The sequence below is a fragment of the Plantactinospora sp. A48 genome (genome assembly GCF_055793945.1).
The window spans coordinates 39,026-57,245 of the sequence record NZ_JBTIXF010000004.1 but is presented as its reverse complement, the minus strand read 5'-3'; the positions used below and the strand labels follow the sequence as shown (position 1 = coordinate 57,245).

The window sequence follows — 18,220 nt, the reverse complement described above, 5'->3', positions numbered from 1 at the left end:
GGGCCCCCTCTTATCGTTTTCGGTAGCGGAAGGGCCCCCGGTTAACGCGTCGGATGGGGGAACAGTGAGCCGGGTGGTGGTGATCGGCGCCGGAGTCGGTGGGCTGGCCGCGGCGGCCCGGATGGCCGCCGCCGGCCACGACGTCACGGTGTTCGAGCGGTCCGACGTGGTCGGCGGCAAGCTCGGCCGGTACACCCGGCACACCGAGGTCGGTGACTTCGGCTTCGACACCGGCCCGAGCCTGCTGACCCTGCCGCAGGTCTTCGCGGAACTGTTCGAGGCCACCGGCGCCAAGCTGGACGAATACCTCGACCTGGTGCCGCTGGACCCGATCGTCCGGCACAGTTTCGCCGACGGAACGAGCCTCGACTCCTGCTCCGACCCGGCGGTCTTCGCCGACCGGATCGGTGCCGCGTTCGGCGCCGGGGCCGCCACCGACTGGCAGCGGCTGTGGCGGCGCGCCGCGCGGGTCTGGGACGCCTCCTGGCGGGACATCCTGCGCAGCCGGGTCGACTCGCCGCTCTCGCTGGCCAGCCTGGCCTGGCGGTTCGGCGACCTGGCCGCGATCGGGCCGGGGCAGACGCTGCGCGGACTGGGCCGCCGCTACCTGCGCGACGCGCGGCTGCGCACCCTGCTCGACCGGTACGCCACGTACACCGGGGCCGACCCGCGCCGGGCCCCGGCCGCGCTGGTCGCGGTTCCCTACGCCGAGTTGGCGTTCGGCGGCTGGTACCTGCGGGGCGGGCTGGGCACGCTCGCCGACGCGCTGCTGTCCCGCTGCCTGGACCTGGGCGTGGTCGTGCAGACCGGCACCGCGGTGACCGCCATCGACGCGGCGGGCGGGCGGGTCCAGGGGGTACGCCTCGCCGGCGCCGCCGCGCCGGTCCGCGCCGACGTGGTGGTCGCCAACACCGACGCGCTGACCGTGTACCGGGACCTGCTGCCCAGCCCGGCCCGGCTGGCCCGGCTGGCCGACCGCAGCCTGGCCGGTTTCGTGCTGCTGCTCGGGGTACGCGGCTCGTCCGGGTTGGCCCACCACAACGTGTTCTTTCCGCGCGACTACGACGCCGAGTTCGACGCGGTGTTCGGCGATCCGGGGCGCGGGCTACCCGCCCGACCGGCGGCCGACCCGACGGTGTTCGTCACGGTGGCCGATGATCCGCTGGTCCGGCCGGCCGGGCACGAGGCGTGGTTCGTGCTGGTCAACGCCGCCCGGCAGGGCACCTCGACCGGGGCGGTGGACTGGCGCCGGCCGGGGGTGGCCGAGGCGTACGGTGACCGGATCCTGGCGGTGCTCGCGGAGCGCGGGGTCGACGTCCGGGACCGGTTGCTGTTCTCCGAGGTCCGCAGCCCGGCCGATCTGGCCATGGCGACGGCGGCGCCGGGCGGCGCGATCTACGGTACGGCCGGCGGCCTGCTCCGGCCGCCCAACCGGGGCCCGGCGCACGGGTTGTTCCTGGTCGGCGGCTCCACCCATCCCGGTGGCGGGCTGCCCATGGTCACCCTGTCGGCCCAGATCGTCGCCGACACCATCGGCCCGGCCTGAACATCCGCCCCCTCCCCCCGATCGAGCCGACCGGAAGCGGCGGACCGGCCGGCCGGCCGGCCGGCCGGGACCAGTGGACCCGGCGGCCGGAAGCGGCGGACCGGGCAGTCGGGAACGGCGGCCGGGGCGGGCGGGACAGCAGCGGCGGACCGGGTGTCAGGGCAGGGAACGGCGGACCGCGGCGAGCAGTTGGAGGATCCCGAAGCTGGCCAGCAGCACCCAGACCGCCGTCACCACGGTCATGGTGCCGGCCGCCAGATCCGGCTCGATGAGGCCGGCCGCCCCGGACGCCAGCAGCCCGACCAGGGCCACGGAGACCCGGGTCGGCCGCTCCCCCACGGTCACCGTGCCGATCTCCTTCATCCCGGCGGCGACGGCCCGAGCCCGGACGTACTCGTGCAGCCAGGAGATCGCACCGGCGGCCACCACCAGCGGGCCGGGCGCGCCGACCAGCCAGAACGCCGTCAGCCAGGCGGCCTCGCCGAACCGGTCGGCGGCCGAGTCGTAGACGTACCCGAGTCGGCTGGTGCGGCCGGTCACCACGGCGACCGCCCCGTCGGCGCTGTCGGCTACCCCGGCCAGCAGCACGAGACCGGCGCCCAGCAACGCGCCTCCGGCGGACCGGACGGCCACCACCGGTACGGCGGCGCAGATCACCATGCCGGCCACCGTGACCGCGTTGGGCGGTACGCGCAGCCGGCCGAGGACGTACCCCAGCAGGTAGGCCGAGCGGAGCCAACCGCGCACGACCGGCGTGGCCAGCCGTGGGTCGAAGCCGCCGTGCAGGCGCGCCCAGGTGGTCGCGTACTCGTCCCAGGTCATCGGTGTGCCCACCACGCCCTAACGGTGCACGGTGTCCCCGGGTGGCGGTCGACCGGGGTCAGCCCCGCAACTGTCGCCAGACCTCACGGGTCGCGGTGGAACGGTTCAGGGTGATGAAGTGGATGCCCGGCACGCCCTCGTCGAGCAGCCGGCGGCACATCTCGTCGGCCACCTCGATGCCGAGTTGGCGCACCGCCACCGGGTCGTCGGCGATCCGGTCGAACCGGTCGGCCAGGTGGCGCGGGAACGGCGCCCCGGACAGCTTCTCCGACCGCTCGATGGTGCCCATCCGGGTCACCGGCATGACGCCGGCCAGGATCGGCGTGTCGCAGCCGGCGGCGGCGACCCGGTCCCGCAGTCGCAGGTAGTCGTCGGCGTCGAAGAACATCTGCGTGATCGCGAAGTCGGCACCGGCCCGGCACTTGCGGACGAAGTTCCGGGTGTCGGACTCGATGTCCGGCGAGCGCGGGTGCTTGTACGGGAAGGCCGCGACCCCGACGCTGAAGTCGCCCGACTCACGGATGAGTCGGACCAGTTCGTCGGCGTAGAGGACGCCCTCGGGATGCTGGACCCACTCGCCGTTCGGGTCACCCGGCGGGTCACCGCGGACCGCGAGGATGTTGCGGACCCCGACCGCGGCCAGCCGGCCGATGACGTTGCGCAACTCGGCAACCGAATGGTTGACGGCGGTGAGGTGCGCCATCGGCAGCAGGGTGGTCTCGGTGGCGATCCGCTCGGTGGCCGCCACCGTGGTGTCCCGGCTCGACCCGCCGGCACCGTAGGTGACCGGGACGAAGGACGGGAGCAGCGGTTCGAGTTCCCGGACGGTCTGCCAGAGCAGTCGCTCGCCGTCCGGCGTCCGGGGCGGCATGAACTCGAACGAGAAGGTGGGCCCACCGCGCACCAGATCCCCGATCGACGGCTGCGACCGGGGCAGGACGGAGGGAAGACCGAGGGCCACGCTGCGACACTACCGTCCAGGACGGCCCGTGCCACGTTGATCCCACTCTGTGTCGTAGGCCCATCACCACGACCGCCGTGGGGCCCGTCGGACCGGGCGGTCGGGGTCGCGCCGGGTCCGGTCGGGCGATCAGCGGGTACGGCTCAGCCGCCGGCCAGTTCGGGGCGGTGCTCGCGGATCCACGCCTCGACGTCCGACCTCCGCCACACCTTCCCCATCGCCAACACGGCCACGGGCTCCGGGAAGTTGCGCTGGTTTGCGACCACGCTGGCCCGCTGCCGGGAGACACCCCCGAGCATGTGCCGGATCTCAGCTACGCCCACCAACTCCACGTCATTGACGGTAGACAGCGTCGGTGGGTCTTCATGCCGACAACGACGCAGACTATTGACATCGTCAACAAGAGTGCGCATCGTGGGTGCCAAGGCCCATCCCCGCCAAGATCCACACCACCGTTGACCAGCGATCTCACTGCGCCAGCGGAGGAACGTCGTACCGGGGCGATAGAACTCGGATGGCGCGTGGGGGCGGTTCGCCGCTCCGGGGCCACGCGCCACGGCCGTCATCCGAACGGCGGCCGGGTCCGACGGCGTCGCCACCCCACGCGGCGTCACCGGACGGGGGTCGGCACCGACCAGTCGCACCCGAGGACCGCTGATGACCGTGCCCGACGCATCCGTACCAGCCGACGACCACCGCCACCTCGCCCGCCACCGCCAGCGCACCGATCCCCGAGCCACGACTCTCCCGAGCGCCGGTACGCCCCTGCTGGGCCCACTGCTGGTCGCCCGGCGCACCGCCCTGGGCTGGAGCCAGCTCGGGCTCGCCGAACGGCTCTGCGCCGCCTCGGGAGTGCCCACCATCACCCGGCATGAGATCTCCCGATGGGAACGTCAACGCCGGGTACCGGGAGAATTCTGGCTCGGCTGGCTCGCCGCCGTGCTGGAGATGCCGGTGGACGATCTGACCATGGCGGCGGTCGCCAGCCGGGCCGTGGCCGCCGGGCCGGATCGGGCCGGCGACCCGGGACGGGTGATCCGGCGGGTCGTACTGGCGGCGCACGCCTGGCTGGCCGCGGGCCGAGCTGCGCCGGCCACGTCGAGCACCGGCACAGGCACGGGCACAGGCACGGGCACCGGCACCGGCACGGGCACCGGCACGGACGACGCGGCGGCCGAGTTGACCGCGCTGCGCCGGCTCGACGACCTGGTCGGGGGCGCCGACCTCTACCCGCTGGGCCGGGTCCGGCTCGGCCCGCTGCTCGGCTCGGCGCACCAGGACACCGGGCGCCCGGCCGCCCGTCCGGGCCCGCCGGTCTCCCCGGCCCGGCTGCGGATCGCAGCCGAGGCGGCCCAGTTGACCGGGTGGCTGGCCGCCGACGCCGGCGAACCGATCGCCGCGCTGGCCGCGTACCGGCGGGCGTTGGGCCTGGCCACGGCGGCCGGCGACCGGCCACTCGGGGCGTACGCCCTGGGTTGTGCGAGTCACCTGCTGGCTGGCCTGGGCCACGCGGAGCCCGCGCTGCTGCTGGCCCGGCTCGCCCTGGCCGGGCTGGGCGCGGACGCACCCGCCGGACTGCGCGCCCTACTGCTGCACCGCCTCGCGTTCGCCGCCGCACTCGGCGGGCGACGTGACCTGGCCGGGACGGCCCTCACAGCGGCCGGCCGGGCCGCCGCGGCCCGGGAACCCGACCACGAGCCCGGCTGGCTGTACTGGCTGGACGACGCCGAACTGGCCGCCATGACCGGCCGGTGCCTGGTCGCGGCCGGCCGGCCGCGGCGCGCGGAACCGCTGCTGGCGGCGGCGGTACGGCACGGCGGAACCCCGCGTAGCCGGGCCCTGCGCGGCGCCTGGTGGGCTCGGGCCTGCCTGCAACTGGGCGAGATCGACCGGGCCTGCGCGGTCGCCGACGCGGCACTGCTGGCCACGGTACGCGCCGGCTCGGTCCGGGCCACGGCCGAGCTGGCGGACCTGCGGGCGCGGCTCGCCCGGCACAGCGCCGAACCCCGGGTACGCCGGCACCTGACCGCCGCCCGGACGCTGCGGCACTGGCTGCCGGCACCGGGCCGGGACGCCCGATGAATCCGCCGGTGGTTGTCGGTGTCCGACTGCCGGGCCGCAGCGGTGGCCGGCCCGTGGAACGGATAGCGTCATGGGGTGACGCAGACAGCCCCCGTCCCCCCGGTCGACCGTGCCGGCCTCCGCCAGCGGATCGACAAGGCGCTGGCCGCGTTCCTGTCCGACCGGCGGCGGTGGATGTCCGCGGTGGACGACGCGCTGCTGCCGGTGGCCGACGCGCTGGAGGCGTTCGTGCTGGGCGGCGGCAAGCGGCTGCGACCGGCCTTCGCGTACTGGGGCTACCGGGGTGCCGGCGGCATCGACTCCGACCAGCTCGTGACGACCCTCGCGGCGCTGGAGTTCGTACAGGCCAGTGCCCTGATCCACGACGACCTGATCGACCGGTCGGACACCCGCCGGGGCGAACCCGCGGTCCACCGACGGTTCGCCCGCCGGCACCGGGCCGCGGCCTGGGCCGGTAGCCCCGACGCCTTCGGCGAGGCCGCCGCGATCCTGCTCGGTGACCTGTGCCTGGTCTGGTCCGACGAACTGCTGCACGGTGGCGGGCTCGAACCGGCCACCGTGGCCCGGGCCCGACCGGTCTTCGACGAGATGCGCACGGAGGTCACCGTCGGGCAGTACCTGGACGTCCTCACCCAGGCCAGCGAGGACACCACCGTCGAGCGGGCCAGCAAGGTCGCCAGGTACAAGTCGGCCAAGTACACGGTGGAACGGCCGCTGTTGCTGGGCGCCGCGCTGGCCGACGCGCCGGAACCGGTCCGCCGGGCCTACTCCGGGTACGGGTTGCCGCTGGGCGAGGCGTTCCAGCTCCGGGACGACATCCTGGGCGTGTTCGGCGACCCCGAGCAGACCGGCAAGCCCGCCGGTGACGACCTGCGAGAAGGCAAGCGCACCTGGCTGGTGGCGGCAACCCTGGCGATGGCCGATCCGGCGGGGCGGGCGCTGCTGACCGACCGGCTCGGCGACCCGGACCTGGACGCCGAAACCGTCGACCGGCTGCGGGCGGCGATCCGGGACAGCGGCGCGCTGGCCCGGACCGAGGAGCGGATCACCACGCTGACCGAGTCGGCGCTGTCCGCGCTGACCGGCACGGAGCTGGACCCGGAGGCCGAACGGGTGCTGGTCGACCTGGCCTACGTGGCCACCCGCCGGGCCGACTGAGCCGCCGTGGGCGTGCCGACCGGCCGACCGGGTCGCGGTCCCCGGCTGCTCGGGCTGGCCGGTACGACCCTGCTCAGCGCCGGTGGTTGGGCCGCCGGAGCGTTACCCGGCTCGGCCGACGCCAGCGGTGCCCGGGGCGCGTCGACCGCCGGCGGGTACTGGCTCGGCCTGACGACCTGCGCCATCGGTCTGATCGCGCTGGTCGTCGCCTGGTGGCTGCTGGGCGGGACTCCCGGCAGACTCGGCTCTCCCGAAGAGGCAGGCCAGGCAGCCGGGTGGGCGGACCGGGTCACAGCCGGGTCGGCGGACCGGGTCACGGCTCACCGAGGTGGACCGGTGGCGTCGGTGCGATGGCTGCTGGTCACCGGCGTGCTGTGGGCGCTACCGCTGCTCGTGGCGCCGCCGCTGGCCAGTCGCGACGTCTACGCGTACGCCTGCCAGGGTTCGCTCTGGCTCGACGGCGCCAACCCGTACGCGGTCGGGGCCGCCGGCGGGGGTTGTCCGTGGGCGGACGCGGTGCCGGCGCTGTGGCGGGACACCCCCACCCCGTACGGCCCACTGGCCGTGATGCTCGCCGGTCTGGTGGTCGCCGCGACGCGGGCGGTAGGTGGGTCGGTGGATGCCCAACTGCTGGTGGCCGTCGGTCTGTTCCGGTTGCTGGCGCTGGCCGGTGGGGCATTGCTGGCGGTGGCGCTACCCGCGCTGGCCCGCCGCTGCGGCTCCGACGGGCGGACCGCCATCTGGCTGGGACTCCTCTCCCCGGTAGCCGCCGTACATCTGGTGGCGGGCGCCCACAACGACGGCCCGATGGTGGGTCTGCTGATCGCCGGGCTGGCACTCGCCGCCGGAGCCGGTACGGCACCCGCCGCCGGGACAGAGCCGCGCCGGTCATGGTGGCGGTCATGGTGGTCGCGGCAGTCGTGGTGGTCACGGCGGTGGTCGTCCCGGCGGTGGTGGTGGTCGTCCCGGCGGTGGCGGTGGTCGCGACGTTGGTGGGTGCTGCCGCTCGCCGGGGTGCTGGTGGGGCTCGCCGTCGCCGTGAAGGTCACCGCGATCGTCGGCCTGCCGTTCGCGATCCTGCTCGGCGGGGACCCGGGCGAACGCAGCAGGCCGGGCGGGCACAGCGGGCCGGGCGGCGGCGGACCGGGTTGGCATCGGGGCTCGGGTTGGCTGGGGCTCGCCCGCTCGGCCGGCGGGGTGCTCGGCGGCGCGGTGGTGGCGTTCGCGGGGTTGAGCGTGGCCACCGGTCTCGGCCTGGGCTGGGTCGGGGCACTGTCCGACACGGGACGGCTCGTGCAGTGGACATCGCTACCGACCGGCCTCGGCATGACGGCCGGGTACGCCCTGCGGCTGACGGGCCACCCCGACGATGTCGATCTCGCGGTGGCCGTCGCACGCGGTTGTGGACTGCTCGCCCTGCTCGTCGTGGTGCTGGTGGCACTCACCCGAGCCACCCGGGCGGTACTCCGCCCGCCGCCCGACGGGTCGCCAGCCGCCCGGGAGTCGGGCGGCGCCGCCAACGTCCGCCGGACGGTGGTGCTGGCCTGCGGAATCAGCTTCGCGGCCCTGGCCGTGCTGTCCCCGGTGTTCTATCCCTGGTACGCCCTGGCCGCGCTCGCGGTCCTCGCGGCCGCCCTGACCGAGCCCCGGTGGATCCGGCGGGTGGCACTGGTGACGGTGGCGCTCGGCTTCCTCGTGCTGCCCGACGGTCTCGGACTGGCGGTGCTGACCAAACTGCCCGGTGCGCTGTTCGACACGCTGGTCGTGCTGGCCGTCGTCACAGCGGCGGTCCGGCGCTCAACGCCCCGAAAGCGCGACAACACCATGCTTGAGTAAAGCCCGCACCCGGTCGGCCCTACCGAGGTGTACGCCAGGTACCTCAGTCGGTCCGGGTGAGGTACCTGGCGTACACCTCACCGAGCGCGCCGTGGCACGGCAGTGGCGCCCAAGCGCGGCGCGGCTCTGGCGTGCGGTGGTGGATGCCTGCGTTAAAAGGGGGCCCTTGCTATACCGAAAGCGATAACAAGGTGCCCTTCCTTACCTGCGGCGGCGGTCGAGCAGGCGCAGCAGCGGGCTTCCCTCGCCAGCCAGCGGGGTGCGTTGCACACCCCGGCGGCCGAGCCAGATCCACACCGACAGGGTGGGCAGCACCACCGCGAACCCGAACAGCAGGTCCTCCACCGGCGCGTACACCAGGCGCAGGCCGATGATCGCGGCTGGGTCGTACCGGACGATGTTCCGGCCGGTCAGGATGCCGTTCGAGAGCAGCTGGAAGAAGATGATGATCGGGTAGGTGGCCCAGAAGACCCGTCGGCGCACCAGCCGGGTCCGTAGTACCACCACGTCGAGCAGCACCGCGCCGGCCACCCCGAGCACCGCCGCCATGGTGTACGTCATACCGCGCTCACCGTCGCCCACCGGACGACTCCTCGGCCCCGGCCGCCGGCGGCGTGGCGGTCCCGGCGGGAGGCGGCGTGGCGGTCCCGGCGGGAGGCGGCGTGGCGGTCCCGGCGGGCGGGGGCGGGGCGGTCCCGGCGGGCGGGGGCGGGGCGGTTCCGGGGGCCGGAGGCTCGTCGCCCGCCGGCCACCGTCGGACGGCGCGGACCGCCTCGAAGCCGAGGATGGCGCAGACCGGCACCACGACGAAGAAGAGCACCTCGTCCAGCGGCAGTCCGCCGGGCAGGCGTACCCGGGTGGTCTGTTCCGGGTCGAAGGTCCAGTGGCCGGCGGCGATGGCCGCGATGTCCCACAGCGAGAAGACCAGCACCACGGGTAGCACGGTCAGGATCAGCCGGCGCCAGCGGCGCAGCACGTTGACCCGGAGCACCGGTTCCAGCCAGAGCGCGCAGACCAGGCAGCCGGCGAGCACGGCGAGGTACCCGAGGTGTCCCACGGTGTCGGCCGGCTCAGAAACCGATTGCCTGGGCCCGGCGCTTCACCTCGCGGGCCAGGTCACCGCCGAGGGCCGCCGCCGGGGTGCCGGGCAGGCTGTCGTCGGGCGCGTAGAGCCAGCCCACGATCTCCTCGTCGTCGTATCCGGAGTCGCGCAGCAGGGTGAGGATGCCCGGCAGGTGCTTGAGCACCGTCTGGTTGGCCACCAGTTCGGCCGGAACCCGCCGCACCCCGTCCCGGGGTACGGCGATCAGTTGCCCCTCCCGGATCATCCGATGCACCCGGGTGATGGGTACGTCCAGTCGTTCGGCCACGTCGGGCAGGGTCAGCCAGTTCTCCGGGCCGGTCGGGCCGGGCCGGTCCGTCGCCGCGGAAATCGGTCCACTCACCCGTCCACCCTCGCACGAGACCGGCCGGCGGCGCCAAACGGTCCCCCGGTCGGGCGACACCTCCGGTACGCGGCGGACGAAGAGCCGGGAAACGCCCGGTCACCCGCCCCGGTACGCGGTGGGTTACCGGCCGGGAAACACCCGGTTACGCTGGGGGATGCCAATCCCGGGGCCGTCGCGGTGGCATCCTGTTCTGCCGCCGACCCGTGGAGACATAGACTGCCTGCCGATGGACATTCAAGTCGCCGACACGTTACTGGGCTCACTGGTCGACGGGCGTTACCGCGTCCGCGCCCGGGTGGCCCGCGGGGGCATGGCGACGGTCTATACGGCCACGGACGAGCGCCTTGAACGCACCGTCGCCCTCAAGATCATTCATTCCACGCCGGCTTCCGGTACGCCGGGGCAGCTCTCGGGCTTCGTCGAGCGGTTCACCGACGAGGCCAAGACGATCGCCCGGTTGACCCACCCGAACGTCGTCGCGGTGTACGACCAGGGCAGTCACAACGGTCTGCCGTACCTGGTCATGGAGTATGTGCGCGGCCGGACCCTGCGGGAGATCCTGGCCGACCGGCGCCGGCTCAACCCGGCCGAGGCGCTGGCCATCTTCGACCAGATGCTCGCCGCCATCGCCGCGGCGCACCGGGCCGGGCTGGTGCATCGGGACGTGAAGCCCGAGAACGTGCTGGTGGCCGAGGCGCCGAGCGGTGGCGTGGCGGATCTGGTCGACAGCGTGGTCAAGGTCGCCGATTTCGGGCTGGCCCGCGCCGTCGAGGCGTCCGCCGTCGAGGAGCCGGGCGGCAAGCTGATGGCCACCGTGGCGTACGTCGCCCCGGAGCTGGTCACCGAGGGCCGGGCCGACCCGCGCACCGACGTCTACTCGGCCGGCATCGTGTTGTTCGAGATGCTCACCGGGCGGGTCCCGTACGACGGCGACCGGGCCGTCGACATCGCCTGGCAGCACGTGGACCGGGACGTACCCCGACCTTCGACGCTGGTCCCCGGCATCCCGCCGGCGCTGGACGAGCTGGTGCTGCGGGCGACCCGGCGCGAGCCCGGCGCCCGGCCGACCGACGCCGGCGCGCTGCTGGCCGAGGTACAGCAGGTCCGGGACGACCTGGGCAGCGTCGGCGCCGCGGAGACCGCGGTGCTGCGCAAGCTGGACCAGCCGACCATGGTGGTGGCGGCGTTGCAGCCGGCCGCCGGCCGGCCGTCCTGGTCGCAGGCGCCACCCCGGCGGGCGGACCAGACCGCGCCGCACCGGCGGCGAGCCGAGCCGACCAGCACCTTCGACCGGGTACGTACCGGCCTCGTCGGCCTGCTCACCGACCCCCGTAACCGGACGGCGGTGATCGCCGTGGGCTCGGTGCTGGTCCTGTTGCTCGCGGTGGGTGGCTGGTGGTTCGGCTTCGGCCGGTACACGGTCGCCCCGAAGCTGACCGCCATGTCGAAGAGCCAGGCCGAGGAGCAGGCCAGCCGCGCCGGCCTGACCGTCGCGTTCGGCACCCCACGGTACGACGAGAAGGTCGCCAAGGACGTCGTGCTGAGCCAGGATCCCGACGTCAGCGCCCGGATCGTCAAGGGTGGGACGATCACGCTGGTCCTGTCCCTGGGTCCGGAGCGCTACCAGGTGCCCGACGTGACGGGGCAGACCTTCGACCTGGCCCAGGCCGCTCTGGAACGGCTCAATCTGGTCGTCAAACGCGGTCCCGACCGCTACAACGACGACCTGCCGGCCGGGACGGTGGTCTCCCTCAACCCGACGGTCGGCACCGAGGTGAAGCCCGGGGTGACGATCACGCTCACGGTGAGCAAGGGCAAGGCTCCGCTGTCCGTACCGCCTCTGGTCGGCAAGAACATCGACCAGGCGCGGGTCGCGCTGGGGCAGCTCGGGCTGGTCTCGGTGGAGCAGTACGTCGACTCCGACAAGCCCAAGGACCAGGTGATCGAGCAGAGCCCGAGCGACGGCACCGGCGTGGAGAAGGGCACGGAGGTGAAGCTCAAGGTCAGCAAGGGCCCGCCCGCCGTGGTGGTGCCCAGGGTGGTCGACATGCCGTGCCAGCAGGCCCAGCAGGTTCTCCAGCAGGCGCAGCTCACGCCGCAGTTGCAGGTGAACCCGAACGGCACGGCGCGGACCCAGAATCCGCCGGAGAACTCCCAGGTGCCGCCCGGTACCCAGGTAGTGGTCCTGTGCCTGTGACGGTCGGTCGGCGGCCGGTGGGTTCGCACACGCCGACGGCGGGTGGTCTGGCCCGGGCGGTGCTGCCGTACGTCGACGCCGCCGGTTCCGAGGCGGTCCAGGTGTACGTGGGCAACTCGCGGGGCTGGGCCCTGCCGGACGGCGACCCCGAGCAGGACACCCTGTTCCGGGACGGCTGCGCCGAACGGGACGTGCCCACGTACATCCACGCCTCCCTGCTGGTGAACCTGGGTTCGCCGACCGAGGCCACCGTGGAGCGGTCGGTGGCGACTCTGGCCCACGCGCTGCGCCGGGGTGCCGCCATCGGCGCGCGGGCCGTGGTGTTCCACGCCGGCAGCGCGGTCGACGCCGGGCACGCCGAGCGGGCGATGGTCCAGGTCCGGGAGTCGCTGCTGCCGCTGCTGGACGCCGCGGCGGCCACCGGTGGACCGATGCTGCTGGTCGAGCCGAGCGCGGGCGGTGGCCGGTCGCTGGCCTCCCGGGTGGAACAGTTGGGTCCGTACCTCGACGCGGTCGACCGGCACCCCTGGCTCGGCGTCTGCTTCGACACCTGCCACGCCTGGGCGGCCGGCCACGACCTGGCCGCCGAGGGCGGCATGACCCGGACCCTTGACGCGCTGCTGGCGACGGTCGGCCCGGACCGGCTACGGCTGATTCACGCCAACGACTCCAAGGATCTCTGCGGCTCGACCCGGGACCGGCACGAGTCGGTCGGCAAGGGCATGATCGGCGAGCCCGCGTTCGCGGAACTGATGGCCCATCCCGCCACCGCCGGGATTCCGGTGCTGGTGGAGACCCCGACGGAACGGCACCTCGGGCACGCCGCCGACATCGCCACCCTCAAACGGCTGCACCCCTGACCCTCGCCCAACCGCGCACCCGGACACCGCAGCGCCGACACGAACGGCGCCGACACGAACAGCGCGTTGATCATGAGGTTAGCGGTCGATTTGGAGATCGAATTGGCCGCTAACCTCATGATCAACCGGTGACCTCGGACCGGTGACCTCGGACCGATGGGGGGCGGGGGGCGGGGGGGTCAGGGGCGGAGAACGTCGGTCAGCGCCTCGATCGCCCGGTCGATGCCGGCGTCGTCCACGTCCAGGTGGGTGACCAGGCGGGCGGTCCGCGGCCCGAGCGCCGAGATCAGCACGTCGCGCTCCCGGGCGGCGGCGACGAGCGCGGGGGCGTCCAGGGCCGCCTTGGTCAGGTCGAGGACGACGATGTTGGTGCGTACCGTCCCGGCCACCAACCCGGACGGTGCCAGCGCCGAGGCCAACCGGGCGGCCCGCTCGTGGTCCTCGGCCAGCCGGCCCAGGTGTTCGCGCAGCGCGTACCGGCCGGCGGCGGCGAGGATGCCGGCCTGCCGCATGCCCCCGCCCATCCGCTTGCGGATCCACCGGGCCCGGTCGATCTTCTCGGCGGCGCCGACCACCAGCGAGCCGACCGGCGCGCCCAGCCCCTTGGACAGGCACACCGAAAGCGTGTCGAACAGCCCGCCGTAGTCGCGTAGCGGCACCTGGTCGGCCACGTGCGCGTGCCAGATCCGGGCGCCGTCGCAGTGCAGCGCCACGCCGGCGGTGTCCGCCACCCGGCGCAGCTCACGCAGGGTGGCCAGCGGGATCACCTCGCCGCCGGCCCGGTTGTGGGTCTGCTCGACGGCGATCGCCCGGGTCGGCACCGCGTGGTAGCCGTCCGGCCGGACCATCCCGGCGACAACCTCCGGGTCGAGGTCCGCGCCGGCCACCGGCCAGGTCCGGGACGAGATGCCGCCGATGGCCGCGGCAGCACCGATCTCGTACGTCACGACGTGCGCGTCGGCGTCGCAGAGCAGTTCCTCGCCGGGCGGTACGAGCAGTTGCAGGGCGATCTGGTTGGCCATCGAGCCGGTCGGGGTGAACAGCGCCGCCTCGTGCCCGAACAGCGCGGCGACCTCCGCCTCCAACGCCTGGATGGTCGGGTCCTCGCCATAGACGTCGTCGCCGACCTCGGCCTCGGCCATCGCGGCCCGCATCCCGGCGGTCGGCCGGGTCACCGTGTCGGAGCGCAGGTCAACCGTCATGGGCACCACTTCCGCGGTTCGGGCCGGCGGGATCACCGGGCTGGCGCCGAGGCTACCCCGGCGGATCAGCCGCGCAGCATCTCGGCGACGAGGAACGCCAACTCCAACGACTGCTGGGTGTTCAGCCTCGGGTCACAGGCCGTCTCGTACCGGTCGGGCAGGTCAAGATCCTCGATGCCCTGGGCGCCGCCCAGGCACTCGGTGACGTCCTCGCCGGTCAGCTCGACGTGCAGGCCACCCGGGTGGGTCTCCAGCCCGCGGTGTACCTCGAAGTAGCCGAGCACCTCGTCCACGATCCGGTCGAAGTGCCGGGTCTTGTACCCGTTTGACGACTCGTGGGTGTTGCCGTGCATCGGGTCGCACTGCCAGACCACCTTGGCGCCCGACGCGGTGACCTTGGCGACGATCGGCGGCAGCGCGTCACGGACCCGGTGGTTGCCCATCCGGCTGATCAGCGTGAGCCGACCCGGGATGTTCTCCGGGTTGAGCTTCTCGCACAGCTCGATCGCCTCGTCCGGGCTGGTGGTGGGGCCGAGCTTCACGCCGATCGGGTTGGCGAGCCGGGAGATGAAGTCGATGTGCGCGCCGTCCAACTGCCGGGTCCGCTCACCGACCCAGAGGAAGTGCCCGGACAGCCCGTACGCCCGGCCGCCGGAGACCCGGGTCAGGGCCCGGTCGTACTCCAGGGCGAGCGCCTCGTGCGAGCAGTAGAGGGTGACCGTCCGCAGCGCCTCTTCGTCGCTCATCCCGCAGGCCCGCATGAAGGCCAGCGCCCGGTCGATCTCCCGGGCGATCGCCTCGTACCGCTCCCCCGCCGGGGACGCCTTGACGAAGCCCTTGTTCCAGTCGTGCACGGCGTGCAGGTCGGCCAACCCGCCCACCAGGTACGCCCGGAGCATGTTCATCGCCGACGACGAGTTCGCGTACGCCCGGATCATGCGCTGCGGGTCGGCGACCCGGGCCTCCGGCGTGGTCTCCAGCGAATTGATCATGTCACCGCGGTACGCCGGCAGGCCCCTGGCGTCGGTCGGCAGCGAGCGGGGCTTGGTGTACTGACCGGCGACCCGGGCCACCTTCACCACCGGCAACGACGCGCCGTAGGTCAGCACCACGGCCATCTGGAGCAGCGTGCGGGCGTTGGCCAGCAGGTGGCTCTCGGTGTTGTCGGTGAACGTCTCGGCGCAGTCGCCACCCTGCAGGAGGAAGGCCCGACCCTCACAGACCTGCGCCAGCCGCTCCCGCAGCAGGTCGACCTCGTACGGCGCGACCACCGACGGCACGTTTTCGAGGATCTTGCAGACGTCGGCCACGGCGGCCGGATCCGGCCAGGGCGGGGTCTGGGCGCGGGGCAGGCTCCGCCACCGGTCCAGACCGAGGGCCTCGTCCTCCGCCGAGTCGACGGTGGGACGGGTGGTCCGCAGGCCGGGGTTGGCCACATCCGGGTAGCTCAACTGGTGCCACTCTTGGCGCATGACAAAGAGCGTACGGCGACATGCCGGAAACACTGGCACCGAGGGTTACCGTTCCGGGTGTTGGGAGTGCGCAGGTCAATACGTCGAAGATCAGGATGACGGGCCATCGGGGATGGCTCGACCGTCCTGCCCCGGTCGCACCGGCAGGTCACCGGGGATCAGGACGACGCCGGGTCCGGCCGAAACGCCAGCCCGGATCAGGACGACGGGGACGGGTCCGCGCTCGCTCCGGCCGACGCGGCCGGCGCCTCGTCCGCGATGCACCAGGCACCGTCCACCGGTACGACCGAGAAGTCGACCGCGCGGTTCACGGACCGGGTGCCGATCTTCACGGTGACGGCACCCCCCACCCGCTGACGCCCACCGTCGGGGGTGACATCGGTGATCCTGGTGCTGGTCACCTTGAAGTGCTTCGCGAAGTCGCCGGTGGAACCCGTGGCCGCGACATCGAAGCTGTCCCGCAGCGCCGCGCACAACTGCTCACGCCCGGCGGCGACGTCCTTGGCCCGCATGGCGTCCAGATACGCCTGCACCCGTTCCCGGGCCAGCTTGCCGGCGTCCTCGGTCGCCTGGATGCCGCCGGCCCCCGCATCACCCGAGTCGTCGTCGCCGAAACTGCACGCGGTGAGTGCGAACGGAGCCAGCAGGCCGGCCACGAGAAGCACGGCCGAGCGCGGCGGTGCTGCCATGGGGCGCTCCTCGCCGAAGGGAAATCGAGCTCTCATCGAGCGGCGAGTTTGCCACAGCGACCGCACATCCGGCCACCCGAGGAAAGGAAGGGCCCCCTGTTATCGCTTTTTGTATAGGAAGGGGCCCTTCCTAACCCGCCCGACGGCAGCGCGCAGCCGGACGGCAGCGCCGCAGCCGGGCAGCAGCGCGCAGCCGGATGCTGGTCCTCGGCCGCTCAGCGCAGGCCGGTGGACATCGCACCGATCAGTTCGCCGTTGCCGGTGTCGCCGGACAGTTCCCAGAAGAAGGCGCCGCCCAGGCTCTGGCCCTTGGCGTACGACATCTTGCCGCCGATGGTGCCCGGGGTGTCGTAACTCCACCAGTTGTTGCCGCAGAGCGCGTACGCCGTCCCGGCGACCACGCTGGTGGCCGGGCAGGTGTTCTTCAACACCTTGTAGTCCTCGATGCCCGCCTCGTACGTCCCGGGTGCCGCGCCGGTGGCCGACCCACCGGGTGCGGACTGGGTCACCCCGCTCCAGCCCCGGCCGTAGAAGCCGACGCCGAGCAACAGCTTGCCGGCCGGTACGCCCTTGCTCTTGAGCTTCTGCACGGCGGCGTCGGCGTAGAAGCCCGGCTGCGGGATGCCCGCGTACGAGTAGAGCGGCGAGTGCGGGGCCGTGGGGCCCTGCGGGTTGAAGGCGCCGAAGTAGTCGTACGTCATCGGGGCCAGCCAGTCGAGGTACGGCGCCGCGCCGGCGTAGTCGGCGGCGTCGACCTTGCCGCCGTTGCTGCCGTCGGCGGTGATGGCCGCGGTGACCAGGAAGTTGGACCCGAACCGGGACCGCAGCGCGCTGGCCACGTTCCGGAACGCGGCCGGGCCGCTGCTGTCGCACTGGAGGCCGCAGGCGTTCGGGTACTCCCAGTCGATGTCGATGCCGTCGAAGACGTCGGCCCAGCGGGGATCCTTGATCAGGCTGTAGCACGAGTCCGCGAACGCGGCCGGGTTCTGCGCGGCCTGGCTGAAGCCGGCCGACCAGGTCCAGCCACCGAACGACCAGAGCACCTTGATGTTGGGGTACATCCGCTTGAGCTTGCGCAACTGGTTGAAGTTGCCGCGCAGCGGCTGGTCCCAGGTGTCCGCGACGCCGTCCACGCTGTCGGCGGCGGTGTACGCCTTGTCGTAGTCGGCGTAGCTGTCCCCGATCGCGCACCGGCCGCCCGTGGTGTTGCCGAAGGCGTACAGGATGTGGCTGAGCTTGCCGGCGGACCCGCTGGTGGCGATGTTCTTGACCTGGTAGTTACGGCCGTAGACGCCCCACTCGGTGAAGTAGCCGACCAGCTTGCGACCGCCCGGCGGCGGGTTCGTCGGCGGGGGCGTGCTGGGTGGCGCGGTGCTCGGCGGCGCCGTCGTGGGTGGGGCCGTGCTGGGTGGCGCGGTGGTCGGCGGCCCCGAGGTCGGGGTCGTGCCGCCGCCGCAGGGTGCGCCGTTGATCAGGCAGTTCAGCGGAGCACGGTACGGACCGGTGCCGTTGTACCCCCAGCTGAAGGTGGCGCCCGGGGTGAGTGGACCGGCCCAGCTCTTCTTGACGGCGACGTAGTGGCTGCCGCTGGAGGTCACGTCGGCGTCCCAGAAGCTGCTGATGGTGGTGCCGGCCGGCAGGTCGAACTCGATCCGCCAGGTGTCGACGGTGCCCGACGACCCGTTGCGGACGGTGACCTTGCCCTCGTGGCCGGTGCCCCAGTCGGCGCCGGCGGTGAACGTGGCGGTGAGGCTGCCGGCGCCGAGCGCCGCGGTCACCGGGGTCACGGCGAGCAGCGCGGTCAGCACGCCGGCCCACAGGGTCCGGCGCATGGATCTGCTCATCTGCGCCTCCTTAATAATAAGGAAACCTTCCAGTAAGTACGCCGACGCTAAGGCCACCGTCGCCGGTCCGTCAAGATGTCAAATACATCGATGTCTGAGCGTT

16 protein-coding genes are annotated in these 18,220 nt (G+C 73.2%); 6 read left to right on the top strand and 10 right to left on the bottom strand.

What is annotated here, in order from left to right; genetic code table 11:
* The first annotated feature begins 64 nt into the window (after positions 1–64).
* Positions 65–1,546, top strand: coding sequence for a phytoene desaturase family protein (locus tag ACXN5W_RS03870; RefSeq protein ID WP_473156731.1), 1,482 nt, complete (start codon positions 65–67; stop codon positions 1,544–1,546).
* A 156-nt stretch (positions 1,547–1,702) separates the two neighbouring features.
* On the opposite strand, the gene ACXN5W_RS03865 is transcribed toward ACXN5W_RS03870, so the two are convergent.
* The 3 genes from ACXN5W_RS03865 to ACXN5W_RS03855 form a co-directional block, all read right to left on the bottom strand.
* On the bottom strand, positions 1,703–2,368 hold the full coding sequence (locus ACXN5W_RS03865) for a CDP-alcohol phosphatidyltransferase family protein (protein WP_473156811.1): 666 nt from the start codon (positions 2,366–2,368) through the stop codon (positions 1,703–1,705).
* Between the two features lie 58 nt (positions 2,369–2,426).
* Positions 2,427–3,329 (bottom strand): methylenetetrahydrofolate reductase [NAD(P)H], encoded by a 903-nt coding sequence (gene metF / locus ACXN5W_RS03860; protein WP_473156730.1) that lies wholly within the window; start codon positions 3,327–3,329, stop codon positions 2,427–2,429.
* Positions 3,330–3,472: 143 nt separating this feature from the next.
* Positions 3,473–3,661 (bottom strand): helix-turn-helix transcriptional regulator, encoded by a 189-nt coding sequence (locus ACXN5W_RS03855; RefSeq protein ID WP_473156729.1) that lies wholly within the window; start codon positions 3,659–3,661, stop codon positions 3,473–3,475.
* Between the two features lie 325 nt (positions 3,662–3,986).
* On the opposite strand from ACXN5W_RS03855, the gene ACXN5W_RS03850 reads away from it, so the two are divergent.
* The 3 genes from ACXN5W_RS03850 (at position 3,987) to mptB (ending at position 8,405) form a co-directional block, all read left to right on the top strand.
* Positions 3,987–5,411 carry a helix-turn-helix domain-containing protein gene (locus ACXN5W_RS03850; protein ID WP_473156728.1) on the top strand — a complete coding sequence of 475 codons (1,425 nt, stop codon included), beginning with the start codon at positions 3,987–3,989 and terminating at the stop codon, positions 5,409–5,411.
* A 75-nt stretch (positions 5,412–5,486) separates the two neighbouring features.
* Positions 5,487–6,569: a polyprenyl synthetase family protein gene (locus ACXN5W_RS03845; RefSeq protein WP_473156727.1), complete on the top strand. Its 1,083-nt coding sequence runs from the start codon at positions 5,487–5,489 to the stop codon at positions 6,567–6,569.
* Positions 6,570–6,575: 6 nt separating this feature from the next.
* Positions 6,576–8,405, top strand: coding sequence for a polyprenol phosphomannose-dependent alpha 1,6 mannosyltransferase MptB (gene mptB / locus ACXN5W_RS03840; protein ID WP_473156726.1), 1,830 nt, complete (start codon positions 6,576–6,578; stop codon positions 8,403–8,405).
* 201 nt (positions 8,406–8,606) lie between these two features.
* Here mptB and ACXN5W_RS03835 read toward each other — a convergent pair whose 3' ends face one another.
* Genes ACXN5W_RS03835 through ACXN5W_RS03825 form a run of 3 tightly spaced genes read right to left on the bottom strand, consistent with a single transcriptional unit; the run spans position 8,607 to position 9,850 of the window.
* Complete coding sequence (locus ACXN5W_RS03835) at positions 8,607–8,966, bottom strand: lycopene cyclase domain-containing protein (protein ID WP_473156725.1); 360 nt, start codon at positions 8,964–8,966, stop codon at positions 8,607–8,609.
* A 7-nt stretch (positions 8,967–8,973) separates the two neighbouring features.
* Positions 8,974–9,462 carry a lycopene cyclase domain-containing protein gene (locus ACXN5W_RS03830; RefSeq protein ID WP_473156724.1) on the bottom strand — a complete coding sequence of 163 codons (489 nt, stop codon included), beginning with the start codon at positions 9,460–9,462 and terminating at the stop codon, positions 8,974–8,976.
* Positions 9,463–9,475: 13 nt separating this feature from the next.
* Entirely contained in the window at positions 9,476–9,850 is a 375-nt protein-coding gene (locus ACXN5W_RS03825; protein ID WP_473156723.1) for an Rv2175c family DNA-binding protein, read from the bottom strand.
* Positions 9,851–10,079: 229 nt separating this feature from the next.
* Between ACXN5W_RS03825 and pknB the strand changes: the two genes are divergently transcribed.
* Entirely contained in the window at positions 10,080–12,050 is a 1,971-nt protein-coding gene (pknB, locus tag ACXN5W_RS03820) for a Stk1 family PASTA domain-containing Ser/Thr kinase (protein ID WP_473156722.1), read from the top strand.
* On the top strand, positions 12,047–12,910 hold the full coding sequence (locus ACXN5W_RS03815) for a deoxyribonuclease IV (protein WP_473156810.1): 864 nt from the start codon (positions 12,047–12,049) through the stop codon (positions 12,908–12,910). The genes pknB and ACXN5W_RS03815 overlap by 4 nt, the downstream gene beginning before the upstream one ends.
* Positions 12,911–13,089: 179 nt before the next feature.
* Here ACXN5W_RS03815 and ACXN5W_RS03810 read toward each other — a convergent pair whose 3' ends face one another.
* From ACXN5W_RS03810 to ACXN5W_RS03795, 4 genes are all read right to left on the bottom strand, one after another.
* The gene (locus ACXN5W_RS03810) at positions 13,090–14,112 is read right to left on the bottom strand and encodes a threonine aldolase family protein (RefSeq protein ID WP_473156721.1); all 1,023 of its coding nucleotides are present in this window, start codon (positions 14,110–14,112) and stop codon (positions 13,090–13,092) included.
* 65 nt (positions 14,113–14,177) lie between these two features.
* A complete protein-coding gene (locus ACXN5W_RS03805; protein WP_473156720.1) occupies positions 14,178–15,584 on the bottom strand; it encodes a class II 3-deoxy-7-phosphoheptulonate synthase in 1,407 nt (468 codons plus the stop codon).
* Positions 15,585–15,781: 197 nt separating this feature from the next.
* On the bottom strand, positions 15,782–16,273 hold the full coding sequence (locus tag ACXN5W_RS03800; RefSeq protein ID WP_473156719.1) for an Rv0361 family membrane protein: 492 nt from the start codon (positions 16,271–16,273) through the stop codon (positions 15,782–15,784).
* Between the two features lie 215 nt (positions 16,274–16,488).
* Complete coding sequence (locus tag ACXN5W_RS03795) at positions 16,489–18,117, bottom strand: glycosyl hydrolase family 18 protein (protein WP_473156718.1); 1,629 nt, start codon at positions 18,115–18,117, stop codon at positions 16,489–16,491.
* Positions 18,118–18,220 lie beyond the last annotated feature (103 nt).